Origin of the sequence: Bacillus sp. AFS023182, assembly GCF_002560575.1 — a bacterium.
In the GTDB taxonomy this organism is placed as follows: domain Bacteria; phylum Bacillota; class Bacilli; order Bacillales; family Bacillaceae_G; genus Bacillus_A; species Bacillus_A arachidis.
Genome location: NZ_NTRO01000004.1, coordinates 499,398 through 523,249, shown reverse-complemented (window position 1 = coordinate 523,249; position 23,852 = coordinate 499,398). Strand labels below are relative to the sequence as shown.

Here is a 23,852-nt window from a genome sequence, read left to right as displayed (position 1 = left end):
ATCCTCCCTGTGTTTTATTTATCTTTATGATTTTTAAGTAAAGGACATCTCTAATGCCCTTTTTGGATAGTAATTGCTGTATTATAATTTTTATTTATTCCCTGGAGCAGGTTGATCCACTCCTTTAACATGGTGTTTATGCCCATCATCTTCAGTCGTGTAAAAATCATAATAATGAACATGCATTCCATTTCCAACAGGAATGGCTGGTCCTGAGTATGCCTTATAATAATGGGTGTGCCCATCCTCAAATAGAACATATCCTTCTGTATAGTGAATATGTCCTCCCTCTTGCGTCGGAATTGGTGGTGATGTTACATCCAAACATTGATGTACATGACCATCTGCCACGGATGTATAATCAACAGATCCATGGTTATGATGTGGTACAAATCCGGAAACAAAATCATTTTTTCTTACTTTTCTATCCAATCTACCCACCCCTTGTACATAAAGATTACTTCTATAAACTATATGTTTAGAACAAAAAAGTGATTCTTAATAACAACTCATACTTGTATAACCTATACATGTGAGGTTGATATAATGTACCATTGTTAGTAGTATCTAAAAAACACCCTAAATTAAGGATAGATCTTGTATTATCTAACCCAACGAATATACTCACCAAAATAAATCCATCCGCGATCTTTTACATGAACCCAATCACCTTCACGACCATCAATCTCGTAATCTTTTTGTTCTAGTACACCTACTACTTTTGAGTTCGTTGTAGAAAATTCACGTAAGCGCACATCAGAACCTCACCATCACGAAGACTATCTTTCGTATCTCCGTTTGATGTTCTAAACTTCACTATACTTCCAGTAGCCTTCGAAGTCGTTTGTGTTTCAGTTGCTTTAAAAGCTTTTTTTCAAAATTTCATGTCTGCGAACAGTTTTCTTTACTTCATCAGAGCTTGTTTCTGCTTGCTCTTCACTGTTTGCAACAACAGAAGTATTATATTCTGGAATACCATGCAATTCACTGATTAAAAAGTGGATAATAACGGACATTAGACCGTTTTTATCACCGCCGCGCCCTAACATCCACAAGAATTTACGATAGAGTATGCGCCCATTTTGTTCAATAAAAAGAGCATCCACGTCAGTAGATGCCCAAATGTGTAGGAGTTTTCAATGAGTATTGAATAGGACCTTGGAGATCTTGTCCCATACTCCAATATATGCTTGTCCTTCTTAAAATGTGAAAGAGAGCACTCCCAAAAATTAAGTGCTTTCTCTTGAAAAATTATGGGATAACATATTGAAAACGAACTATCCATACAATTGTATGAATATATGCTTGTTCACATTCCTTGTTATTGTGTTTTTAGATTTATTACGCTTACTACGCTTGCAATTATTCCTTGGTCGGCCTTATTTGTATATCTAGGTTGGAAGCTTGTAGAAAAGTGGGAGAATATAAACGAAGTAGCTGGCCCCTATGTTAAATATTTTGCTATTACAGCAGTGGCCCTGATTGTTTTCTATTTTGCTGTAACAATAGTAATGAGAAGACGTAACAAGTGGTTAATTGTAAGGAGTGCTATAAATGTCTGATATAATCCGTCTCTTTATTATCATGCTCATTGCAAGTTATTTATTTTTCTCCGTAATGATGGAATTTAAAAATCCACAAAAAAGTATGTTCTGGTTCACGATTGAAATCTTGTTTCTTTTGGGAACGTTACTATTAATAAAAGAATTCTTCATCAAATATGTAACATAACTTTCTCTCTTCCTCCCTGAATAAAACTCAATATTCCGCAAATACTGTAGATATAATCTTTCTCCATTCCCCCATTGGAGCCGAGCAGTTAGCCTTTGCTAGCTGCTTTTTTGTTTTTTTCACACTTCTTCCTCAATACTCATATACTATTTTGAATCAAAAATAATATCTAAGCATTAAAATGAAAGGTATCCTTTTACAACTTTTCAATTGATTCCAAGGCTTATTTCCTCTTAAAGAGCACTGTTCGAAGGTACTCTTTTTATTGTGATGTTTTTTATAAAATGAAATTTTTGTTAGATATTTACACCTTGATGAGTAACTTACATATATTATCATGTGTGCCACATTCCACTCTCTGAGGCCCTGATAAGAGCACGTATATAGTGCTCTTTTTATAGTGGATAATTTCAGTATCAAATGGCGTTTTTGTTGATTTTTGACACATTTAAACGAAACAAGCATATGTTATTGTATAGAGAACATCACTCATAAAAACCCATCTTCCTATGAACACGCTATATTTGTGCTATATTTGATTTTTTAAATAGACATATCCTTTTTACATATTTTCAAAAAGGCTGCACACACTATCCATAAGCCATTCGAACTAGCGGTTCACTCCCTCTTTCAATGAGTATGCCATTAGTTAATCTCACAAACTCATGAGACCCACAGGCAGGCAACTAAAAATGTTGTCTGCCAAATCATTAACAAATTTTGTATAATCAATGCTGATTTTGTACAGACTCTTTAAAAAGCTATTGACATTTCCATAATTTCTCTGACGGACTCCCCACCGTTATCCAAGGGCTTTAATAACAGACAACTTTTTCAGTTGTCTGTTATTTTGTTGTATAATCCTTTCCCATTCACACATACTATTCATGAGTCAATTTACCAATACGAGTCATTTTGTTACTTTTAAAATCTACCTAAGTTAATTTACTCCTCATGGGACAAGCGATTTCGCTTGTCCTATTTGTAATTAAAACTTTATCTTTATGCCCCTTTCCTAATTCTCTGTATTTTAAATTTATTTTTTTATTTAGTATTTAACCCAAAAATTTGCACAATATAAAAGATGTTGCTCACTACTATGTGGGTACAAAAGGAGGATTATAAAATGGACAAACGAACAGAGAAAAAAGTTGAAGCTGTGGCACGAAAAGCTGCTGATTTAGAAGTTTCACAAGAATTAACTAGTCTTAAAGATCAAATTCAGCAGTTACAACAGTCTTTATCTCAAGCATCTCAAGGTCAACAACAACAGCCGCAACAAGGATTGCAACAAGCTAACCAACTGATGCAACAGCTTCAACAATTTAGCCAACAGTCTCAACAACAAATGCAACAAGCTGATCAACAATTACAACAAACTATCCAACAAGCTATTCAAACATTAAATCAAGGTTTACAGTATCTACAAGCTAATCAGACATTAAGCCAAGTAAATCAAGCTATTTCTCAGGCTCAATCACAAGTTGGTCAAACGGGTGGACAACAAGGGCAACAAATGGGCGGTCAACAAGGTATGCAAATGGGTAACCAACAAGGGCAGCAAATGGGCGGTCAACAAGGTATGCAAATGGGTAACCAACAAGGACAGCAAATGGGCGGTCAACAACAATTTCAATAAGCACATTCATGGCAATCCCTACAATAGTAAATTTTCTGTATCTTATATAGCAGTAAGCAAACTTCAATTTCTTTTTGTTAGTAATTATTAGTATTAAATAAATAACAATACAAGTTCTTGAAAGAGCACTTTTATATAGTGCTCTTTTTTGTATACATATTTCACTTCAGTTATTTCGACTTTCACATTTACAATGAAACTAGCATATAAATAATCAATATAAACAAGGAGACTTAAAGGCATTGGAATCTTCTTTCTAGGAGCACCTATATCAGATGCTCTTTTTACATATACAATGTAAATAACGATTTTATTCATTTCACATCAATTTACTATTATTAGAAAAGTTAGAAATATTTACTCGGTGTTTTTTCTGAATAATCATGATATTATTCAATTGCTGGCGTTCACCATCCCACGAACTCAGCAACTGCATCCATGAACTCTGCTCTCGTCGTTGAGAGTAGAGTTTTTATTTATAGAATCATCCCCAATAAACTCTGTATATTATTACAATATGAAATTTTTGTTTAAATCCATCTTTATTTTTGAATGTATCTTTACTAATACTTTTGTGTTAAAATCCTCTAGGATATTAATCTTCATATTATTTTTTGGAGGCTTTATGAATAATCAAAATAACAATGAAACAAATAACATCAATGGACTATTTGCAGTTCTTCAAATAGTGTTACCACTGGTACTACCTATTGTTCTCCCTACAGTTATAATTGTAGGAATGAAACAATGGATGCCTAATGACATTGAATATACAAGTATAATGTCACTATTGACGTTATCTATTGGCTTTTTCATATTTGGAATAATCTTCTCTTTCATATTACGAGTATTCAAACTATCTGAGGAAAAACTAATAGAATTAGGTTTCTTAGGATTCACAATTTCAATTGTTAGTACATTTCTTACGATGTATGTCGGATATTTTGGGTTAGCAAATCTTAATTTTACAACGGTGAAATTATCCCCTCATGCCGTGTTGATTTTTGCTATTTTATTTACAGTTCTTCTAGAAATTATCTTTAAATTGATTGATAAATTTGATACATCCGATGAAAGATAAGCACTAAAATAAAATACAACAACCGTTATCCAAGAGCGCATACATGAATGTGCTCTTTTTATTTGCAATTAAAATAGCGTTTTTATTAAAAACTTTTCACATTTATACTGGACAAGCATATGTTATTGTATGGAGATTCTCTACTCATAGAAATCTACCTTTCTAATCTAAGAGCACGCTTATATGTGTGCTCTTAGATTATTTATTATGAAATAACGATTTTATTCAAAATGACGGTCCTGATTCATTTGGACACATTTACCAGTATTATTTCCAAAAAGTTCATGTTACGGTTAATTAGTCGAGTACGTCATTACTTGACGATTACCCTTAGGAGCCCCGTAGATAAACGGGGTTTCTTTTATTTAAATAACTATTTTGTTCAAATTCTGGATAAATGTTAATATTCTTCATAAAGGAGGTCTACTAATGAAAAAGATTTTTTCAGTTATTTTCATAGCAATTTTCCTTTTAATAGTTCTATATTTTGTTGGTATGTCACTTTTTTGGAACCAGCCTTAAGTTAAAATAAATAATAAATTATCACTATGATTATTTAATAAATCTTCCGTCAATATAATAGATAACCCATTAAGTTACTTTCTCTATTACCCATGAACCAAACAGTTAGCTTTTGCTAGCTGCTCTTTTGTTTTTTCACACTTCTCCCTCAATACTCATATGCTATTTTGAATCAAAAAATAATATCTAAGCTATAAACTGAACGGTATCCTTTTACAACTTTTCAATTAATTGCAAAGATTCTTTTCCTTTACAGAGCACTGTTCGAAGGTGCTCTTTTTATTGTGATGTTTTTTTTAAATAAAATATTCATTAAATTTAGCGTTTTTATTCTTTTACGGACATACTCAGCTATCAAAAAACAACATACAATATAAAAAATTCACTTCAGAAGGAAAATCTGACTACAAAAGTTTTTCAAAAGATATTAGGGTCTTCATCTGGCTTTCAATATCTATTTTTATTTTTCCTTTTCCTGAATCAACATTCACATTCTGCTTCAAAGTGGCGCTTTTGTTTATTTTTGACACGCCTTAATGAGACAAGCATACTTTATTGTATGAAGACCCTCTCTCATAGATTGCTATCTTTCTAAGAGCACATTCACACATGTGCTCTTTTTTATCAAATAACGTTTTTGTTAAACTATTTATGAATAAGTGTCCATCGAACAGTTATGTCTTCTGTGACTATTTGCTACAAATAATATGCAGTTTCATACGGAACCGTTGAAAAAGGTATCCTATACTGCATAATGTACATTGGATAATAATATTGCAATGAATGATAGTAAGGTTGTATACTTTGTTGCATTTGTTGTGCTTGTATCGCTTGTTGCTGTGCTTGTATAGCCTGGTGAACAGCTTGAATTGTACTTTGCGCAGGACCATGCCCACCTAAAGGACGCTTTCGCATTTCATTGTAAAAATAACTGGGAAACATTTTTATTCACCCCACCCTCGTAAATATTCTCACCCGTCACCTTTCATACTATGAACATTGATTTAAAGTTGATAATTTGTGAAACTTTTTACCTTATCATTCTCTAACCTCTTTCTATTCAAATAACGCTTTCGTCCATTTTATCCAACTGATTTTCCCCCACCCTTTTACTGACTTTTCGGTACATAATAAATCCCTTAAATTTTTTAAATTTCGTCCAAGCACCATTTCTATTTCACAAATAATATATATGGACAACTAACAAGGAGAGTGACATACGTATGGCGGATTATTTTTATGAAAATGGTAAGAAGTGTTATAAAAACCAATATCACTCGTATTCTAGTCAAAAAGAACATAAATGTTTCGTTGAGACTCATACAATTTCCGGATCGGGAGTAAATTTAACTGGAAATATCCCCCTAGATTTTTTCTTACGCCCTAACACTTCAAGAACTATTTTTGAAGACTTTACCAAAAATCACAATAAAACATTAATTCAGATTTCTGCTGCTGGTAATAGTGCCCCTTTTGAAGTAACTATTCGAACAAGAGGATCTCGCATACCAATTACCGCTAGATTAAGTGAAGAGGATTCACCACGGATATTTCAAGTGGAAGATTTCGAAAGCCTTACTTTCTCAAATACCACTAACAGTCCTAGTGTCGGGAATATATTTATCCAAAAAACGTTCTGTATTTGCTGTAATGAAAAAGATAATTCTTGTAATGAATGTGACTATGAAGGTTAAAATTCATCACCAGAAGAATCCTTTATATAAAGGATTCTTTTTTCATATCACCATCCAATTATTCACTATTACACCTCCTCATTTCTTAACAAATAACGCTTTTATATGAAATCTGTACACATTTTTGACACATCCACTATCACAATCCACTGAAAATTCATGATAATATTAATTTGTTGAATACGCCAAATTTCGACATTGCACGACAACAATATCTCCCTTATCGAATCCCTGTCCCCCAGGGATTTTTCCTTGTATTCATTACTTTTTGTTTCACTAAATTTTCATCCCGAACAAAATTCAAATTTGATTAAAGTAACTGTGTTTTCCGCTCATCCATACGAGTTACTTTTCCACTTTTATATACAAAGGACTGTTCCCCATGACCACTTGTTGGTGGCTCTATTGAATGAATTTGTCCATCTTTCACAACATTCTCTAGCATTACGTAGCAATCCACCTATCGATGAATTGCAATATATACTTGTTCCCATATTTGTTCACCTCCGTATTCAGTTTTCAAAGAATTACAATAAAATTTATAGAATACATAACTTGTCTATTTTTTATGAAAAAAAGAGGAATTAATCCTCGATACTTTCTTTTGCTTGCATTTCTTTGATGATGGCCCAACCAGCCTCGTAATATGCTCGAAGGATGTTTTCAATTTCCTTTTGTGTTTTAGGTTCAGGAGCCACAACATAAACTTTCGTTTTTCCAAATTCATAAGTCGCTGCATATTCCTCTTGTTGGCTCATGATGTCACCTCTTGAAGTGCTTTTTATATATTTATGCTTTAGATCAATTGGTACTGCCATTGGAAGTGCTGATATTTTCCCCCTTTCTTTCTAACTAGTTTATAAGTGCGCTTTTCGCACGTTATATTTTTAAATTTTTTCTACAGTACTTTCTAATGCTTCTGCGATTTTTAAGGCTACAAAGAAGCAAAAGCAAACAATTTCAAACTACATTTTTGTATTGTTACTTTTATGTCAAGGACATTAAACCTCCCCGAAACAAGAAAAGAATCGATATATCTCATTGCAAAAACTTTCAATGTTTCATTCATCCTGCGAAGCAACACTTGTTGCATTATGAAAATCAGCTGCTAGCTTGTCATTTGGAAAATATTTTTTCACAAACATGTCTAATTACATAATAAAAACTATAACTTCTACTTAAACATTGAATTTTTATAATTTATGTCATGTACTCTTCGTATAATTAATACTGAATACAGGAGGTACTGCTATGAGAACCGCGATCTACTTACGTAAATCACGCGCTGATCTAGAAGCCGAAGCACGTGGTGAAGGCGAAACTTTAGCAAAACACCGCACTACCCTGCTGAAAATCGCTAAAGAGAAAAGTTTAAATGTTTTAGCTGTTCGTGAGGAAATCGTTTCTGGTGAGAGCTTAGTGAAACGTCCTGAGATGTTAGCACTACTCGAAGAAATTGAGGATAACAAATATGACGTTGTTCTTTGCATGGATATGGACCGTTTAGGTCGTGGTGGCATGAAAGAACAAGGAATCATTTTAGAGACATTTAAACGCTCCAATACGAAGATTATGACACCTAGGAAGACTTATGACCTTAACGATGAGTGGGACGAAGAATACAGTGAATTTGAGGCGTTTATGGCGCGTAAAGAGTTAAAGATTATTACCCGCCGGATGCAACGTGGTCGTATTGCAAGTGTAGAGGCTGGCAATTACCTTGGTACGCACGCACCATACGGATACGATATCCATCGCTTAAATAAGCGTGAGCGTACGTTAACGATTAATCTAGAAGAAGCCTCTGTTGTCAGAATGATATTTGAATGGTATGCAAATGAGGATATGGGAGCCTCCATGATTACGAACAAATTAAATCAGCTTGGCTATAAAAGTAAATTAGGGAACGACTGGAATCCATACAGCGTGTTAGATATGTTAAAAAATAATATTTACATCGGAAAAGTAACGTGGCAAAAAAGAAAAGAAGTGAAACATCCGGATGCAACGAAACGTAGTTGCACTAGACAAGATAAATCAGAATGGATTATTGCAGATGGAAAACATGATTCGATTATCTCAGAAAGTTTATTTGAAAAAGCACAGGAGAAATTAAATACAAGATATCACGTTCCTTATAATACGAATGGATTAAAGAATCCCCTAGCCGGAATTATCAGATGTGGGAAATGCGGATACAGCATGGTGCAAAGGTATCCAAAGAATCGAAAAAAGACAATGGATTGTAAACACCGTGGTTGTGAAAACAAATCAAGCTATACAGAATTAATCGAAAGACGTTTACTCGAGGCTTTAAAGGAATGGTATATCAATTACAAAGCTGATTTTGCTAAAAATATTCAAGACAGTCTTTCTAAAGAAAAGCAAGTAATAAAAATAAATCAAGCTACATTACGCAAGCTTGAAAAAGAATTATTAGATGTTCAAAAGCAAAAAAATAATTTACACGATTTATTAGAACGAGGCGTTTATACGGTTGATATGTTTTTGGAACGTTCTAATGTTGTATCAGATCGCATGAATGAAATTACTGACATGATGGAGAACCTCCAAAAGGAAATTAATACTGAAATAACAAAGGAACGCGTAAAAAAAGATACGATTCCTCAAGTAGAGCATGTATTAAATCTTTATTTCAAAACAGATGATCCAATGAAAAAGAATAGCCTGTTAAAGTCTGTTCTGAAAAAAGCTATTTACACGAAAGAAAAATGGCAAAGGCTCGACGATTTCAAGCTTGTGCTCTACCCTAAGCTCCCTAAAGATGGCGACAAATAAGCGTTTGCTTTTTGTCGTCATCCTCTTGGTGTAATTAGGTTTACACCATTTAGACCAAGAGCATCATTTGTCGAAACAGCTAATACAACGGGTTTCCCATTCCGAAGCGTTGCCTTTGCTGCCATTAGTACCGGAGAATCTGTCATCGCATTAGCAAATTTACTCATTGAATTTCCTGTTAGTGGAGCAATCACCATACAATCTAATGGTATTTTGGGACCAAGTGGTTCTGCCCCTACGATAGAATTAATAACCTTATTTCCTGTTATCTCCTCAATTCTTTCAATCCACTCTGCCCCTTCACCAAATCTAGTATTTGTTGTTTGTACAGTGTATGAAACAACTGGCAGTACTTCCACCCCCTCTGCAATCAGCTTTTCTACATGTGGCATAACTTCTGCATACGTACAATGCGAACCTGTAAATCCAAAGCCAATCCGCTTCCCTTTCAAACTCATTTCCCATTCTCCTCTCTTGCAACCATCTCTGCTGTTAATAGCTGAGAAAGAACATTCGCCAAAATTTGCCCCGCTGTTTTCGGTGCAACAATTCCGGGAAGACCTGGCGCTAGCAATGCTTTAACTCCTCGTTTCTCTGCATAGCGAAAGTCCGTGCCACCTGGTCTAGAGGCTAGGTCAATAATTAAAGTGTGCGCCGGCATCCGTGAAATGACACTTGCTGTTACAACAAGGTGTGGAATTGTATTAATAACAATATCAATATCACTTACTTCCTCCTCGATGTTATGCATATAAAAAGGAGAAAACATCATTTCTGAAATACGAGCGATATGTTCCGAGCGCCTTGCTCCTACTTTGACATGCGCTCCTAGTGATTGAAAAGCCCTAGCTACACTCATTCCAGTTCTACCAAATCCTAAAACCATTACATTCGAACCGTGAATCGTATAATCTGTATTTTGAATAACCATCATTAATGTTCCTTCTACCGTTGGAATAGAATTGTAGATCGCTACATCATCACGATCGAATAATTTCACAAGTTTTCGATTTGTAGTATTTACAATATTCTCCAAATACGGTGTACCAATTCCTGAATATATAGTAAAGCTTGCTGGTGTTTTTTCAACTTGTTCCTTCGTAATCACAATTTTTTCATTTGAAAAAATAGTATCTACTTCCCCTTTTGCATTTGTTCCTGCTACCGGCAAAATAATTGCATCTAAAGAAGTGAAATCTAGATCTTGCATACTCTCTTTTGCTGCCCCTGTAAAACCATGATCCAGCTGATCGAACCCTACTAATGAAAGTTTTGCATCAAGTTCAACTAACTTACGAATCACTTCTAGCTGTCTTGCGTCTCCTCCTATGACAGCGATGTGCATCTCAGTCAACATTCCCTACTTCACCTTCTTTTTTCTATCATTTATAAGAAAAGCGCCTACTTTTTCTTTTTCCTCCACATCATATGTACCGTACGAGTTAGAGGTGATTGAAAAACAAAGGCATCCACTATTTCTAAACATGTGAAATTCTATAAAATAAAGCTATATTCATTAGGTGTTCTTTTATTAACATGAATTATTAGCCTTCTCCAATTGAACTTCTATAGGGGAGCATTTTATCTCCCACTTTTTACTAAGCCTGAAAGTAGTGTATTACTACCTAGAAATAGAAAAAAAAGACAACCGAAATGGTTATCTTTTACTGTGAGCCTGGACGGTTTGCAAGATCAAAAATAATCATATCATGACCGACCTTTTTAATCCGGCTCCATTCTACCCTTACTTCTTGCTGTTCTCTTTTGAAACCACCCCATTTTCCCACTGGTATAATAAGAGCTTGAATTTTCCCATCCTTCTCGTTTATTTCTAAATCAGCATGACCTAAAATCCCCATTCTTTCCGCACGTTCCAAATCCACAATTTCTTTTCCACTTAATTCACTTAAACGCATGTCACTCTCTCCTTTACCCAAAATCTTTCGTACAATATTCTCAAATCTCATCCTGTAATAAGTACGTATTCTACATATCTCTAAAAAATACCAAGAAAATGAAATCCTCTTCCTAACATTCAAAATCTCTTATAACGTTAAAAAGCTTACTACATAAAAATAACCGCATCTCCTCGTAAGAGATACGGTTATTTCGCCTTATTTCATTCCTTTTGGAAGCTCTCCATTTGGACTAATTAGTGCTGCAGAAAATTCATTGGTAAACATAGTGCGAACCAATGTATCTACATCTTTTTTCGTCACTTTGTTTACACTCTCAATAATTTCATCAAGAGAACGGTGTTTTCTAAGAAGTAATTCATTTTTACCATTACGACTCATACGACTATTCGTACTCTCTAAACTCAACATTAAATTTCCTTTAAGCTGTTCTTTACTGTTCACAAGTTCTTTCTCTGTAATACCGGTATTTTTCAACGTCTCTAAAGTTTCTTGCATTGTATCATATAAAGTATTTAATTGTTGGCTTCCTGTACCACCATAAAGTGTTAACATCCCTGTATCTTCATAAGAAGAATGATACGAGAACACTGAGTATGCTAATCCTCTTTGTTCACGCACTTCTTGGAATAAGCGGCTACTCATACTTCCACCTAATATATTATTTAATACAATTAAGTTATAAATATCTTCATGTCCCATTTGCAATCCTTGGAATCCTAAACATAAATGAGCTTGCTCTGTTTCCTTCTTGCGAGCAACTTTATTAAAATGAAAAATTGGGCTATGTACTTGTTCACGATTTGTTGTTCCCTCATAGTTACCGAAATATTGTTCCACCGTTTGAACAAATGTTTCATCAATATTTCCAGCAATCGAAACTACAACATTTTCAGGTGTATAATGATCTTTTATATATTGACGCAGTGTATCCCCTGTAAATGTTTCAAGCGTTTCTTCTGTACCTAGAATTGGGTATCCAAGCGGATGCGTTTCATATGTTGCTTTCGTTAACATGTCATGTACGATATCATCTGGTGTATCTTCATACATTTTAATTTCTTCAAATACAACATTCTTCTCTTTCTTCAATTCCTCTTCATCAAATGTTGAATTAAAGAACATATCCGCTAAAACATCTAACGCATACTTAGCATGTTCATCTAGCACTTTCGCATAATAGCACGTATATTCTTTTGAAGTAAACGCATTTACTTGCCCACCAATGCTATCAAATGATTCTGCAATTTCTCTTGCACTACGCGTCTCTGTTCCTTTAAAAAACATGTGCTCTAAAAAGTGCGAAACCCCATTATTTTTCTCATTTTCATTTCTAGAACCAGCATGAATCCATATACCAATCGCAACTGAACGTACAGTTGGTATGTTCTCCATAACGATCCTTACACCATTTTTACAAGTATATTTTTTAATCAAAAACTTTCCTCCTAATGCCAGTTTCTCTAAATAATTGCTATTATTTAATGATAACAAGTTTGAACATGAATGTCATGTAAATGTATTTAATCAATGCGTTTTTCATCTAATAATTCCGTAATATTACCTACTTTATATCCTTGTTTTTTCAACTGTAAAATCATTGTATTAAGCGCTTCCGCTGTTGGGGATGTCGGGTGCATCAGTACAATTGCACCTGGGTGCACTTTCCTCATCACACGCTGAAGAAGTACTTCAGGCTCAGGGCGTTTCCAATCAATTGTATCAACTGTCCACATAATAGTCCCCATCTTTAACCCGGCCGCTACTTCTACAACTTCATCACGAAAACTTCCACTCGGTGGTGCAAACCATCGTACTTTTTGATTTGTAGCTGCCTCAATAATTTGATTTGTCTTTTGTAATTGTTCTTGTATCTGAGTTCTAGATAGCGTTTTCATATCTGGGTGTGTATAAGAATGATTTCCTACTTCTTGCCCTGCATCTACGATCATTTTTGCAAATCGTAAATTTTCTTTTACCCAGCGTCCTTCTAGAAAAAACGTTGCCTTTACATTGTGCTTTTTCAATGTTTCTAATATACGCGGAAGATATTCATTTCCCCATGCCACATTTATGGTTAATCCTACCATTTTTTTATTTGGGTTTCCACGATAAATAGGAGAAGGCGATAAATCTTCTAAGTGTATGCTTGGTGAAACTTCCCGATATACAAGGTGCTTCTCATCAAAATTCCCTATATTCTTCATGTAATTATATGATGCTTCAATATCAACCTCTTTACCATTATACCCTGGTGTCGCCTTCCAAATCTTATCAATTATCGCATTTTGTGGTGCAATTGAATACTGTTTCGCTTGTTTCTGAATTTTTTCATATAAATCGTCATTTGCCAACACTGAATACGAGCATAGGCCTATACAAAATAAGAATATAGCTATGAATACAAAGATACGAGTTCTCATCTAAACCCTCCCATTAACTATACAAATAAGAAAAGTCCATTCTCTTCTTATCTTTGTTAATTTAAGCGTTATCATGAAAACTATACCTTTCACTAATAAAAATCTATGCATCAAATGTATTTTTATTTAACAAAAAAAGCCAGGAATCCTGGCTTTTTTTACTTACTTCTGTTCTTGTATATTTTCTTCTTGTGAAGCTTCTTCTTTTGCTGCTTCTTTTTCTTGCTCTTCTTTTAACAATACTTTTCTAGATAAGTTCACACGACCTTGTTTATCAATTTCGATAACTTTTACTGAAATCTCATCACCGATTTTCACAACGTCTTCTACTTTACCTACACGCTCAAGTGCAAGTTCAGAAATATGAACAAGTCCATCTTTACCACTAAATAATTCAACGAAAGCTCCGAATTTCTCGATACGTTTTACTTTTCCTAAGTAGATTTCGCCCACTTGTACTTCGCGAACGATATCTTCGATAATTTTCTTCGCTTTTTCATTCATTTCTTGATCAATTGATGAAATAAATACTGTACCGTCTTGTTCGATATCAATTTTCACGCCTGTTTCTTCAATAATCTTATTAATTTGTTTACCGCTTGGTCCAATAACATCGCGAATTTTATCTGGATTAATTGTCATTGTAATAATTTTTGGAGCATATGCAGATAGCTCTTTACGCGGTTCAGCAATCACAGACAACATATGATCTAGAATATGCATACGCCCGATTTTAGCTTGTTGTAATGCTTCTTCTAAAATTTCGCGAGATAAACCTTCAATTTTAATGTCCATTTGTAATGCAGTTACACCTTTTGCTGTACCTGCCACTTTAAAGTCCATATCACCTAGATGATCTTCCATGCCTTGAATATCCGTTAAAATTGTGTAGTGCTCACCAGATTTCACTAGACCCATTGCAATACCAGCAACTGGTGCTTTTAATGGCACACCCGCATCCATCATCGCTAACGTACTTCCACAAATACTTGCTTGTGAAGTAGATCCATTAGATTCTAATACTTCTGATACAAGACGAACTGTATACGGGAAGTCCTTTTCAGATGGAATTACAGGTTCAAGAGCACGTTCACCTAATGCACCGTGACCAATTTCACGACGACCTGGTCCACGCATCGGTCTTGTTTCACCAACACTAAAGGATGGGAAATTATAATGATGCATAAAGCGTTTCGATTCTTCTACACCAAGACCATCTAAAATTTGCACATCGCCTAATGCACCTAATGTACAAATACTTAGTGCTTGTGTTTGTCCACGTGTAAATAGTCCAGAACCGTGCGTACGAGATAAAATACCTACCTCTGATGCTAACGGGCGGATTTCGTCACTCTTACGTCCATCTGGGCGGATTTTTTCAACTGTAATAAGACGACGTACTTCTTCTTTTACAATTTTATATAAAATCTCATTTACTTGTCCTAATATTTCTGCATCAACTTCTTGTGCTTCATAATGCTCAATTACACGTTTTTTCACTTCGCTAATCGCATCTTCACGCGCGTGTTTTTCATGCACTTGAATTGCAGCATGCATATCTTTCTCTGCCATTTCACGAATAACTGTATCAAGATCGGCATTAACTTCATAAAGCACTACTTCTGCTTTTTCTTTACCAATAGCTTGTACAATCTCTTCTTGGAAAGCAATTAAACGTTTAATTTCGTCATGACCGAACATAATTGCTTCTAACATTGTTTCTTCAGGTACCTGATCTGCACCTGCTTCTACCATGTTAATCGCATCTTTTGTACCCGCTACAACAAGATGAATATCACTTTTCTCTTGCTGTTCAACTGTTGGGTTAATAATGAATTCGCCATCGATACGACCAACTGTTGCACCAGCAATCGGACCTTCAAATGGAATATCTGAGATCGATAACGCTAATGAAGAACCTAACATAGCTGCCATCTCAGAAGAACAATCTTGGTCAACACTCATAACGATGCTGACAACTTGTACTTCATTACGGAAGCCATCTGCGAAAAGTGGGCGAATTGGTCGGTCAATTAAACGACTTGCTAAAATTGCTTTTTCACTTGGACGACCTTCACGTTTAATAAAACCACCTGGGATTTTTCCAACTGCATATAAACGCTCTTCATAGTTTACTGTAAGCGGGAAGAAATCTACATTTTTTGGCTCTTTTGATGCAGTTGCTGTAGATAGAACTGCTGTGTCGCCATATCTTACTAATACTGCCCCATTTGCTTGTTTTGCAAGCTGGCCTGTTTCAATTGTTAGCTGACGACCAGCTAAATCTATCGAGAAGACTTGCTTTTCTTGACTCATTTAAGTACCCCTCTCAGTTTAAAATATTCAATTCTTCTATGTAAATGGCTAATATATCACAATATTCTTCCTCTAGTATTACCGAAATTTAAGTAAGCTATTAAGAGTAGAAGATATATTTTTACCTAACAAAAAAGCGGGAATATTCCCGCTTCTTTGACTATCGACGTAAGCCAAGCTTTGTGATTAATTCACGGTAACGTGTGATATCGCTATTACGAAGGTAAGTAAGTAAGTTACGACGTTTACCAACCATCTTTAATAGACCACGACGTGAATGATGATCTTTCTTGTGAGTACGTAAGTGCTCGTTTAGAGTATTAATTTGCTCTGTTAGGACAGCAATTTGAACCTCTGGAGAACCAGTATCAGTCTCATGAGTTCTAAATTGTGCAATGATTTCATTTTTACGCTCTTGTGTTAAAGCCATCCTATTTCACCTCCTATTAATTAAACCCCCAATTACCGAGCAAGCGTCGGTGAGTCGCAATGCCAAGCAATGGTTGTCATAAAGTACATAACATAGAATACTACTTTTCATTCGAAAAAGCAAGTATATTCTTTCCAGTACTAAAATATTCTTGTGCTGTTTTTTTATCTTTTGCAATTTGGGTAACTAATTCATCAATACCATTAAATTTTTTCTCTTCTCGAATACGCATATGCCACTCAACAGTAACAACCTGATTATATATATCCTCATTGAAATGGAATAGATGCACTTCAATAGACAATTTACGTTCATCTTCTTTAAATGTTGGTTTATAGCCAATGTTACATACGCCATCATGCCACTCATCATGAACTTTTAATCTTACCGCATATACACCAACAGGTGGCAGAAGGTATTCATCGCTCAAAGCTACATTAGCTGTTGGAAAGCCAATTTGACGTCCACGTTTATCTCCGTGCACAACCGTTCCCTCTACTGTATAAGCCCTACCTAAAATAGATGGGATTTGTTCCATTTCTCCATTTCGAATCAGTTTTCGTAATGCTGTGGAACTTACTTTCTCTTCTTGAAACTCAACTCTTTCAATCACGGTCTGTGTAAACTCCCCTCTTGCATGAAATGGTAAAGTCTCCATCGTCCCTTTTCCTAAACGGCCATATGAATAGTCAAAACCTGCTACTACATGTTTTACATTTAGCCCAATAATATATTCATCTACAAACTGTTGTGGCTGTAATCCAGCAAATGATTCATCGAATTTCACCACATATAACATATCAATTCCTAAATCTGCAATTACTTTTTCTTTAATAGATAACGGTGTAATATACTCCACATGCGCTTCTTTTTTTCCTAAAACAACAGATGGGTGTGGATGAAAGGTTATGACAGCACTTTTATATCCTCTTTCATCCGCTATTTTTTTTGCTGTTCGAATCACACGTTGATGCCCTAAATGAATGCCATCAAAAAATCCTAATGCCATTACAGTAGGTGGTAATTCTATTTTATTTTGTTCGTGTGGATGAGTTAAATGAATGAGTTTCACGCCTGAATTCACCTTTTTCTGTAATAATCCTTCCAATAATTTATTATAGCTTTAGTTCTTGATTGTTAACAAGCACTTTCATTGGCTTTAACATGCCAGGGTGTTTTGGATGATGTTCATAAATCGCTAAACAACGTTCATTTTTATCAAATATTGTAATTAACGGCGCTGTAACTTGCAATTCATTCTTTAAAAACATACCATTTTTTATCTTTTCTGCTTGTTTTTCATCTACAACCATTTTTGGAAATTTACTTAACGCTTCATCAATTGAGATAAAAATAGACTCTACTGTTCCATTTTGCATGTTTTCTTCAATTTCTTCAAATGATATGCAATCTTCTAGCAAAAATTCTCCTGAAGCTGTTCTCACAAGATGTGACATATGTGCTGGGAACCCTAGTTTTTCACCAATCATAACCGCTAATGTTCTCACATACGTTCCTTTGCTACATGTAACACGGAAGCGGAATGAAAGATTCTTCCCTTCAAATACTTCACGATCATCAAGTAATACAAATTCGTGGATTGTTATTGTACGAACCGGGCGTTCAACTTCTTGCCCTGCTCTTGCGTATTCATATAGTTTCTTTCCGTTTACTTTTACAGCTGAATACATGGGAGGTACTTGCTCAAGTGTACCCGTTAATTCTGCTAATACGGTTTCCACTTCGGTACGTGTAATTACGCGATTTACATCTTGTTTTTCCACCACTTCACCAGAAGCATCTTCTGTTGTTGTTGAAAACCCTATTGTAACTTCACCTTCATATGTTTTTGTTTCGCTTGTTAAAAATTGCGCAATCTTTGTGGCACGCCCTACACAAATTGGTAATACTCCTGTTACATCTGGGTCTAATGTTCCTGTATGACCAATTCTCTTTTCACGCAATATCTTTCTTAATTTAAATACACAATCGTGTGATGTCATTCCTTTTGGTTTATGTAATAGTACTACACCTTCCATATGTTCACCTCATCATAATACTTTTGTAGAAAATATTAACGCATTTCTTCGCCTGTGTCTTCAGTTTGGTTCTCGTAATAGATAAGGTCTATATACCGTATCCCCCTGACTTCCGCACCTCGAACTACTCAGCTCTCTTTAGCCTCATTTTAGAACACTCATCTATATGCAAAACTTACTTTCCATTGAAAAAATGGATAGACAAATGTCTATCCATTATTCTTCACGTTTACCGTCTTTATTAATTTCATGTAAAAGTGTATCAATTCGATGACCATATCCGATAGACTCATCAAATTCAAAGGAAATCTCCGGCGTTTTACGAAGACGAATACGTTGGCCAATTTCTGAACGAATAAAGCCTTTCGCTTTCGCTAAACCCTTTAATGTATTTTCTTTCTGCTCTTCATCTCCTAAAACAGAAATATACACTTTAGCAATTTGTAAATCTCCACTCACTTGTACATCTGTTACTGTAACAAATCCAACACGTGGGTCTTTAATTTTGCGACTAATAATGTCACCTAATTCTTTTTTCATTTGCTCGCCAACACGGTTTGCACGTAGTTTCATAACTATTCACCTCATTCAATACCATTCCAATTGTGTTATCGTACGTTCAATCTCAGGAAATGAATCAATGTACGCAAGTACACGATTTATTTCTTTTTCACAGACAACACGATTTGAGGATACGGAAACAATTGCAATTTCTGTACGTTGCCATACATCTTGATGTCCTACTTCCGAAATAGCCACATTGTAACGCTGTTTCACACGGGTTAGCACACGCTGTAAAATTGCACGTTTCTCTTTTAAAGAATGCACATCATAGATCATACACTCGAATGAGAGTGAAGCGATAATCATCGCTTCACTTCTTCCATAATGTATGCTTCAATGATGTCTCCTTCTTTAAGATCGTTGTATTTCTCAATTGTAATACCGCACTCATAGTTTTGTGCAACTTCTTTCACATCGTCTTTGAAACGTTTTAACGTATCAAGTTGACCTTCGTAAATTACTACACCATCACGGATAATACGAACACCGCTATCACGCGTAATTTTACCGTCTGTTACGTAACAACCTGCGATTGTTCCAACTTTTGTTACTTTAAATGTTTGACGAACTTCCGCTTGACCAATTACTTTCTCTTCGAATTCAGGATCAAGCATACCTTGCATTGCCGCCTCGATCTCTTCGATTACTTTATAAATAATACGGTGTAAACGAATATCAACATTTTCTAACTCAGCTGTACGTTTCGCGTTTACGTCAGGACGTACGTTAAATCCAATTACAATTGCATTAGATGCAGAAGCTAAAATAATATCAGACTCTGTAATCGCACCTACGCCTGTGTGGATAATTTTCACCTTTACGCCTTCAACATCAATTTTACGAAGTGATGCTGCCATTGCTTCTACAGAACCTTGTACGTCCGCTTTCACAATTAGGTTAATTTCTTTTACATCGCCTTCTTGGATTTGTTGGAATAAATCTTCTAGGCTTAATTTAGATTTTTCACCACGCTGTGCAAGCAATGCTTGTTGTGCACGTGATTCACCAATTTGACGCGCTTTCTTCTCATCAGCAAATGCCATGAAACGATCGCCCGCTTGTGGTACTTCATTTAAACCTGTAATTTCAACAGGAGTAGATGGACCAGCAACTTTTACACGACGCCCGATGTCACTTACCATCGCACGAACACGTCCGAATGACGTTCCAACAACAATTGGATCTCCTACTCGAAGTGTACCATTTTGTACAAGTAATGTTGCGATTGTTCCTTTACCTTTATCAAGCTGTGCTTCAATTACAGTACCAGTTGCATAACGATTTGGGTTTGCTTTATATTCTTCTACTTCACTTACAAGTAGAATCATTTCTAGCAAGTTGTCAATTCCTTCACCTTGAATTGCAGAAATTGGTACAAAAATTGTATCTCCGCCCCAAGCTTCTGGAACTAATTCATATTCTGTTAATTCTTGCATTACACGATCCGGATTTGCCGATGGTTTATCCATTTTATTCACAGCAACAATAATTGGTACTCCTGCTGCTTTAGCATGGTTAATTGCTTCAACAGTTTGTGGCATAACACCATCATCTGCTGCAACAACAAGGATTGTAATATCTGTAACTTGTGCACCACGTGCGCGCATTGTTGTAAACGCTGCGTGACCTGGTGTATCTAAGAACGTAATTTTCTTGTCATTTACTTCAACTTGGTATGCACCAATGTGCTGTGTAATTCCACCAGCTTCGCCAGCAGTTACTTTTGAATTACGGATAGAATCAAGCAATGTTGTTTTACCATGGTCAACGTGTCCCATAATTGTAACAACAGCTGGACGCTCTTTTAAGTTTTCTTCATCGTCTTGCTCGTCGATAAATGTTTCAAACTCTGTTTCACTTACGATTACTTCTTCTTCTACTTCGATTCCGTAATCAGCAGCAAGTAACTCAATTGTATCTTTATCTAAATCTTGGTTAATTGTTGCCATAATACCTAGCATAAAGAGCTTTTTAATAAGTTCAGATGGCTCTTTTCCTAGTTTTTTTGCAAGATCGCCTACTGTAAGCGTACCAGAGAAAGTGATTTTGTCTGGTGTTTCTACAACTTGCGTTTGTTGTCTTCCAGCAAAGTTTTCTTGACGTTTGTCTTCATTTCCTTTGCCTTTTTTCTTCTTCTTATTACTGTTCTTTTTGCTGCGAACAACTTTTTCTTCTACTTCAAACTCATCTGCAACAGAAGGTTTTTCTGCTCCAGTATTATATTGATTATCTAATTTGTTTACTACTTCATCGTCTAACATTGTCATATGATTCGAAACCTCGATATTCATTTCTTTTAGTTTTGTAATAATATCTTTACTTGAGATATTGTGTTTCTTTGCATATTCATACACTCGAATCTTACTCATACCTTCACCCCCGGTAAGTTGTATCGAGCATGCTACGCAGCTTTTTCGCAAAGCCTTCATCTAACACAGCTACAACGACTCGCTCGTCTCTCCCAATCGCATGCCCTAATTGTTGTCGATTTTCGACTTTTCTCATTGGTATGTTGTAGTACGTGGTTTTATCAGTGATGCGCTTTGTAGTGTTCACTGACGCATCTTCAGAAAGCAACACAAGCTTTGCTTTGCCACTTCGTACCTCTTTTAAAACGAGTTCTTCACCCGAAATTATTTTTCGAGCACGGTTTGCTAGTCCTAAAAACGCTTTCCAATCGGACACCTATTTCGACTCCTTCTCAACGAGCTCAAGAAGCTCTTCGTAAAGAGAACTGTCGATCTTCGCTTTTAGATGATGTTCCAAAATATTTTTCTTTTGTGCTTGAATAATACATTCCTTGTCCTTTGACAAATATGCACCGCGTCCTGATTTCTTTCCAGTTAAATCAATGGACACTTCGCCCTCTTTGGAACGAACAATGCGAACGAGCTCGCGTTTTGATTTCATTTCTTGCGTTGCAACACATTTTCTTAACGGAACTTTCCGATTGCTCACCATCATCACCTCTATTCGATTTCGTCTTCAACTGAATCGAATGCGATCATGCTGTCTTCTTCTGTTACAATGCCAAGTTGCTTCGCATCAGACTCGCTCTTAATGTCAATTTTCCAACCTGTTAATTTTGCTGCAAGACGCGCATTTTGTCCACGTTTACCAATCGCTAATGAAAGCTGGTGATCCGGAACTACTACAGTCGTTGCTTTTTCTTCTTCATTTACAAGTACTTTTACAACTTGTGATGGACTTAAAGCATTTGCTACATATTCAACTGGATCGTTTGACCAGCGAACAATATCAATCTTTTCACCTTTTAGTTCATCTACAATGCGTTGTACACGTTGTCCTTTTGGACCTACGCAAGAACCTACTGGATCAACATCGATATTCTCTGCATATACAGAAATTTTAGAACGATCGCCTGCTTCACGTGCTACAGAACGAATTTCTACAGTTCCATCATAAATTTCTGGTACCTCAATTTCAAATAAACGTTTTAAAAGACCTGGATGTGTACGTGATACGTAAATTTGTGGTCCTTTTGTCGTTTTTTCTACTTTTGTAATAAAGACACGAATACGATCGTGTGGTTTATATTGTTCGTTCGGCATTTGCTCACTTACTGGTAATAATGCCTCGACTTTTCCTAAGCTTACATAAATAAAGCGAGCATCTTGGCGTTGTACAATACCAACCATGATATCTTCTTCACGATCACTAAATTCTGAATAAATAACACCGCGTTCCGCTTCGCGTACACGTTGTGTCACAACTTGTTTTGCAGTCTGTGCTGCAATACGCCCGAAATCTTTTGGCGTTACTTCAATTTCTAATACGTCGCCATCTTGATAGTTCGGGTTAATTTGCCTTGCTTCTTCTACAGAAATTTCAAGACGTGGATCAAACACATTACTTACAACGTCTTTACGTGCTAAAACTTGAATTGTTCCCACTTCAGGATTAAAGCTAACACGTACATTTTGTGCCTGGTTAAAATTGCGTTTATAAGCAGAGATTAAAGCTGCTTCAATTGCATCAATAATAATATCTTTGCTAATACCTTTTTCTGATTCTAATACGAGCAAAGCATCTAACAACTCAGTGCTCATGAAGATCCCCCTTCTTACTAAAACGTAACAGCAAGTCGCGCATTGGCAACTTTATCCATTGGAATTTGGATTTCTTTTTTACGTGTTTTAATTGTTAATAATAGTGTAATTGTTGTACCATCATAGGACAGTAGCTTTCCTTCAAACATCTTTTCGCCATCAATCGGCTCATATGTTTTAATTGCCACCTGTCTTCCTACCGCTTGCTGGAAGTCTTTTTCTTTCTTTAATGGGCGTTCCGCTCCAGGAGATGATACATCCAAAAAGTAAAGATGAGGAATTGGATCCTCTTTATCTAAAGCTTCGCTTAAACGTTCACTTACCGCACCGCATTCCTCAATGTCTACTCCTGTTTCAGAATCGATGAATACGCGTAAAAACCAGTCTTTTCCTTCTTTCACATATTCTACATCTACCAGTTCAAGATTTAACTCTTCAACAATCGGCTGCGCGAGTGCTTCAACAACTTCTGTGACTTTCTTATCCATAAACAGCCTCCTTTCTGCCGCCATGTACCATTTGAAAGAAAAGCTCCGCTCTGTTTTATTGCGGTCTATCTTATTCTTTCTCGTTAGCTAACAAAAGCCCCTGCCACTTAGCAGGGAATATCTGTCTTAGTATTACCAAA

At 35.7% G+C, this 23,852-nt stretch carries 25 protein-coding genes and 5 pseudogenes; 7 read left to right on the top strand and 23 right to left on the bottom strand.

Translation table 11 applies throughout. The features are described 5' to 3' along the window. Positions 1-90 precede the first annotated feature (90 nt). The 3 genes and pseudogenes from CN288_RS04530 to CN288_RS04525 form a co-directional block, all read right to left on the bottom strand. Positions 91-432, bottom strand: a complete 342-nt coding sequence (locus CN288_RS04530) for a YmaF family protein (RefSeq protein WP_026590353.1) — start codon at positions 430-432, stop codon at positions 91-93. A 170-nt stretch (positions 433-602) separates the two neighbouring features. After that, on the bottom strand, positions 603-755 hold the full coding sequence (locus CN288_RS28610; RefSeq protein WP_170833593.1) for a hypothetical protein: 153 nt from the start codon (positions 753-755) through the stop codon (positions 603-605). A 2-nt stretch (positions 756-757) separates the two neighbouring features. After that, positions 758-1,097: pseudogene (locus tag CN288_RS04525) on the bottom strand (terminase large subunit); the annotation flags it as partial. Positions 1,098-1,334: 237 nt separating this feature from the next. Here CN288_RS04525 and CN288_RS29400 point away from each other — a divergent pair. The 3 genes and pseudogenes from CN288_RS29400 to CN288_RS04515 form a co-directional block, all read left to right on the top strand. Then, a pseudogene (locus tag CN288_RS29400) lies at positions 1,335-1,562 on the top strand (hypothetical protein); the annotation flags it as partial. After that, positions 1,555-1,731, top strand: coding sequence for a hypothetical protein (locus CN288_RS28605; RefSeq protein ID WP_176527642.1), 177 nt, complete (start codon positions 1,555-1,557; stop codon positions 1,729-1,731). The pseudogene CN288_RS29400 and the gene CN288_RS28605, both read left to right, overlap by 8 nt. Before the next feature lie 1,126 nt (positions 1,732-2,857). Next, entirely contained in the window at positions 2,858-3,370 is a 513-nt protein-coding gene (locus tag CN288_RS04515) for a hypothetical protein (protein WP_098301827.1), read from the top strand. Positions 3,371-3,463: 93 nt separating this feature from the next. On the opposite strand, the gene CN288_RS04510 is transcribed toward CN288_RS04515, so the two are convergent. Next, positions 3,464-3,688: a hypothetical protein gene (locus tag CN288_RS04510; protein WP_090687090.1), complete on the bottom strand. Its 225-nt coding sequence runs from the start codon at positions 3,686-3,688 to the stop codon at positions 3,464-3,466. A gap of 307 nt (positions 3,689-3,995) precedes the next feature. On the opposite strand from CN288_RS04510, the gene CN288_RS04505 reads away from it, so the two are divergent. Continuing rightward, positions 3,996-4,451, top strand: a complete 456-nt coding sequence (locus CN288_RS04505; protein WP_026590348.1) for a hypothetical protein — start codon at positions 3,996-3,998, stop codon at positions 4,449-4,451. A 1,218-nt stretch (positions 4,452-5,669) separates the two neighbouring features. Here CN288_RS04505 and CN288_RS04500 read toward each other — a convergent pair. Beyond that, the gene (locus CN288_RS04500) at positions 5,670-5,915 is read right to left on the bottom strand and encodes a DUF3947 family protein (RefSeq protein WP_098301826.1); all 246 of its coding nucleotides are present in this window, start codon (positions 5,913-5,915) and stop codon (positions 5,670-5,672) included. 281 nt (positions 5,916-6,196) lie between these two features. Here CN288_RS04500 and CN288_RS04495 point away from each other — a divergent pair, with 281 nt between their 5' ends. Continuing rightward, positions 6,197-6,667 carry a hypothetical protein gene (locus CN288_RS04495; protein ID WP_026590346.1) on the top strand — a complete coding sequence of 157 codons (471 nt, stop codon included), beginning with the start codon at positions 6,197-6,199 and terminating at the stop codon, positions 6,665-6,667. A gap of 310 nt (positions 6,668-6,977) precedes the next feature. On the opposite strand, the pseudogene CN288_RS04490 reads toward CN288_RS04495, so the two are convergent. Further along, a pseudogene (locus tag CN288_RS04490) lies at positions 6,978-7,100 on the bottom strand (DUF3954 domain-containing protein); the annotation flags it as partial. Between the two features lie 151 nt (positions 7,101-7,251). Continuing rightward, positions 7,252-7,485 (bottom strand): hypothetical protein, encoded by a 234-nt coding sequence (locus CN288_RS04485; protein WP_208017123.1) that lies wholly within the window; start codon positions 7,483-7,485, stop codon positions 7,252-7,254. Between the two features lie 117 nt (positions 7,486-7,602). Between CN288_RS04485 and CN288_RS29985 the strand changes: the two are divergent. Together CN288_RS29985 and CN288_RS04475 are read left to right on the top strand one after the other, a co-directional pair. Beyond that, positions 7,603-7,826: pseudogene (locus tag CN288_RS29985) on the top strand (ImmA/IrrE family metallo-endopeptidase); the annotation flags it as partial. 92 nt (positions 7,827-7,918) lie between these two features. Continuing rightward, the gene (locus CN288_RS04475) at positions 7,919-9,466 is read left to right on the top strand and encodes a recombinase family protein (protein ID WP_098301825.1); all 1,548 of its coding nucleotides are present in this window, start codon (positions 7,919-7,921) and stop codon (positions 9,464-9,466) included. Between the two features lie 32 nt (positions 9,467-9,498). On the opposite strand, the pseudogene dpaB reads toward CN288_RS04475, so the two are convergent. The 16 genes and pseudogenes from dpaB to rimP all read right to left on the bottom strand — a co-directional run. Beyond that, positions 9,499-9,924, bottom strand: a pseudogene (gene dpaB, locus CN288_RS04470) (dipicolinate synthase subunit B); the annotation flags it as partial. Further along, a complete protein-coding gene (dpaA, locus tag CN288_RS04465; RefSeq protein ID WP_098301824.1) occupies positions 9,921-10,823 on the bottom strand; it encodes a dipicolinic acid synthetase subunit A in 903 nt (300 codons plus the stop codon). The gene dpaA and the pseudogene dpaB, both read right to left, overlap by 4 nt. A 307-nt stretch (positions 10,824-11,130) precedes the next feature. Further along, positions 11,131-11,382 (bottom strand): YlmC/YmxH family sporulation protein, encoded by a 252-nt coding sequence (locus CN288_RS04460; RefSeq protein WP_026590342.1) that lies wholly within the window; start codon positions 11,380-11,382, stop codon positions 11,131-11,133. 198 nt (positions 11,383-11,580) lie between these two features. Further along, complete coding sequence (locus CN288_RS04455) at positions 11,581-12,819, bottom strand: M16 family metallopeptidase (protein ID WP_026590341.1); 1,239 nt, start codon at positions 12,817-12,819, stop codon at positions 11,581-11,583. 86 nt (positions 12,820-12,905) lie between these two features. Then, positions 12,906-13,805: a polysaccharide deacetylase family protein gene (locus tag CN288_RS04450; RefSeq protein WP_026590340.1), complete on the bottom strand. Its 900-nt coding sequence runs from the start codon at positions 13,803-13,805 to the stop codon at positions 12,906-12,908. A gap of 162 nt (positions 13,806-13,967) precedes the next feature. Continuing rightward, positions 13,968-16,121 (bottom strand): polyribonucleotide nucleotidyltransferase, encoded by a 2,154-nt coding sequence (gene pnp / locus CN288_RS04445; protein WP_026590339.1) that lies wholly within the window; start codon positions 16,119-16,121, stop codon positions 13,968-13,970. A gap of 160 nt (positions 16,122-16,281) precedes the next feature. Next, positions 16,282-16,551, bottom strand: a complete 270-nt coding sequence (rpsO, locus tag CN288_RS04440) for a 30S ribosomal protein S15 (protein ID WP_001229392.1) — start codon at positions 16,549-16,551, stop codon at positions 16,282-16,284. Positions 16,552-16,651: 100 nt separating this feature from the next. After that, complete coding sequence (gene ribF, locus CN288_RS04435) at positions 16,652-17,623, bottom strand: bifunctional riboflavin kinase/FAD synthetase (protein WP_026590338.1); 972 nt, start codon at positions 17,621-17,623, stop codon at positions 16,652-16,654. Positions 17,624-17,666: 43 nt separating this feature from the next. Continuing rightward, positions 17,667-18,590 (bottom strand): tRNA pseudouridine(55) synthase TruB, encoded by a 924-nt coding sequence (gene truB, locus CN288_RS04430; RefSeq protein WP_026590337.1) that lies wholly within the window; start codon positions 18,588-18,590, stop codon positions 17,667-17,669. A 216-nt stretch (positions 18,591-18,806) separates the two neighbouring features. Further along, positions 18,807-19,163, bottom strand: coding sequence for a 30S ribosome-binding factor RbfA (rbfA, locus tag CN288_RS04425; RefSeq protein ID WP_017151269.1), 357 nt, complete (start codon positions 19,161-19,163; stop codon positions 18,807-18,809). A 15-nt stretch (positions 19,164-19,178) separates the two neighbouring features. Then, a complete protein-coding gene (locus tag CN288_RS04420; RefSeq protein WP_026590336.1) occupies positions 19,179-19,460 on the bottom strand; it encodes a DUF503 domain-containing protein in 282 nt (93 codons plus the stop codon). Continuing rightward, positions 19,457-21,523 (bottom strand): translation initiation factor IF-2, encoded by a 2,067-nt coding sequence (gene infB / locus CN288_RS04415; protein ID WP_026590335.1) that lies wholly within the window; start codon positions 21,521-21,523, stop codon positions 19,457-19,459. Before infB ends, CN288_RS04420 begins: the two co-directional genes overlap by 4 nt. A 4-nt stretch (positions 21,524-21,527) precedes the next feature. Beyond that, complete coding sequence (locus CN288_RS04410) at positions 21,528-21,839, bottom strand: YlxQ family RNA-binding protein (RefSeq protein WP_026590334.1); 312 nt, start codon at positions 21,837-21,839, stop codon at positions 21,528-21,530. Beyond that, entirely contained in the window at positions 21,840-22,112 is a 273-nt protein-coding gene (gene rnpM / locus CN288_RS04405) for an RNase P modulator RnpM (protein WP_026590333.1), read from the bottom strand. It abuts the gene before it with no gap. A gap of 11 nt (positions 22,113-22,123) precedes the next feature. Then, a complete protein-coding gene (gene nusA / locus CN288_RS04400; RefSeq protein WP_026590332.1) occupies positions 22,124-23,224 on the bottom strand; it encodes a transcription termination factor NusA in 1,101 nt (366 codons plus the stop codon). Positions 23,225-23,241: 17 nt separating this feature from the next. Then, a complete protein-coding gene (gene rimP, locus CN288_RS04395; RefSeq protein WP_026590331.1) occupies positions 23,242-23,712 on the bottom strand; it encodes a ribosome maturation factor RimP in 471 nt (156 codons plus the stop codon). Between the last annotated feature and the right edge of the window lie 140 nt (positions 23,713-23,852).

What these genes read in the sequence shown, in the direction of transcription:
- CN288_RS28605 (WP_176527642.1), top strand. Translation starts at nt 1,555, where the DNA reads ATGTCTGATATAATCCGTCTCTTTATTATCATGCTCATTGCAAGTTAT.
- CN288_RS04515 (WP_098301827.1), top strand. Translation starts at nt 2,858, where the DNA reads ATGGACAAACGAACAGAGAAAAAAGTTGAAGCTGTGGCACGAAAAGCT.
- CN288_RS04510 (WP_090687090.1), bottom strand. Translation starts at nt 3,688, where the DNA reads ATGAATAAAATCGTTATTTACATTGTATATGTAAAAAGAGCATCTGAT.
- CN288_RS04505 (WP_026590348.1), top strand. Translation starts at nt 3,996, where the DNA reads ATGAATAATCAAAATAACAATGAAACAAATAACATCAATGGACTATTT.
- CN288_RS04500 (WP_098301826.1), bottom strand. Translation starts at nt 5,915, where the DNA reads ATGTTTCCCAGTTATTTTTACAATGAAATGCGAAAGCGTCCTTTAGGT.
- CN288_RS04495 (WP_026590346.1), top strand. Translation starts at nt 6,197, where the DNA reads ATGGCGGATTATTTTTATGAAAATGGTAAGAAGTGTTATAAAAACCAA.
- CN288_RS04485 (WP_208017123.1), bottom strand. Translation starts at nt 7,485, where the DNA reads ATGGCAGTACCAATTGATCTAAAGCATAAATATATAAAAAGCACTTCA.
- CN288_RS04475 (WP_098301825.1), top strand. Translation starts at nt 7,919, where the DNA reads ATGAGAACCGCGATCTACTTACGTAAATCACGCGCTGATCTAGAAGCC.
- dpaA (WP_098301824.1), bottom strand. Translation starts at nt 10,823, where the DNA reads ATGTTGACTGAGATGCACATCGCTGTCATAGGAGGAGACGCAAGACAG.
- CN288_RS04460 (WP_026590342.1), bottom strand. Translation starts at nt 11,382, where the DNA reads ATGCGTTTAAGTGAATTAAGTGGAAAAGAAATTGTGGATTTGGAACGT.
- CN288_RS04450 (WP_026590340.1), bottom strand. Translation starts at nt 13,805, where the DNA reads ATGAGAACTCGTATCTTTGTATTCATAGCTATATTCTTATTTTGTATA.
- pnp (WP_026590339.1), bottom strand. Translation starts at nt 16,121, where the DNA reads ATGAGTCAAGAAAAGCAAGTCTTCTCGATAGATTTAGCTGGTCGTCAG.
- rpsO (WP_001229392.1), bottom strand. Translation starts at nt 16,551, where the DNA reads ATGGCTTTAACACAAGAGCGTAAAAATGAAATCATTGCACAATTTAGA.
- truB (WP_026590337.1), bottom strand. Translation starts at nt 18,590, where the DNA reads ATGGAAGGTGTAGTACTATTACATAAACCAAAAGGAATGACATCACAC.
- rbfA (WP_017151269.1), bottom strand. Translation starts at nt 19,163, where the DNA reads ATGAAACTACGTGCAAACCGTGTTGGCGAGCAAATGAAAAAAGAATTA.
- CN288_RS04420 (WP_026590336.1), bottom strand. Translation starts at nt 19,460, where the DNA reads ATGATTATCGCTTCACTCTCATTCGAGTGTATGATCTATGATGTGCAT.
- infB (WP_026590335.1), bottom strand. Translation starts at nt 21,523, where the DNA reads ATGAGTAAGATTCGAGTGTATGAATATGCAAAGAAACACAATATCTCA.
- nusA (WP_026590332.1), bottom strand. Translation starts at nt 23,224, where the DNA reads ATGAGCACTGAGTTGTTAGATGCTTTGCTCGTATTAGAATCAGAAAAA.
- rimP (WP_026590331.1), bottom strand. Translation starts at nt 23,712, where the DNA reads ATGGATAAGAAAGTCACAGAAGTTGTTGAAGCACTCGCGCAGCCGATT.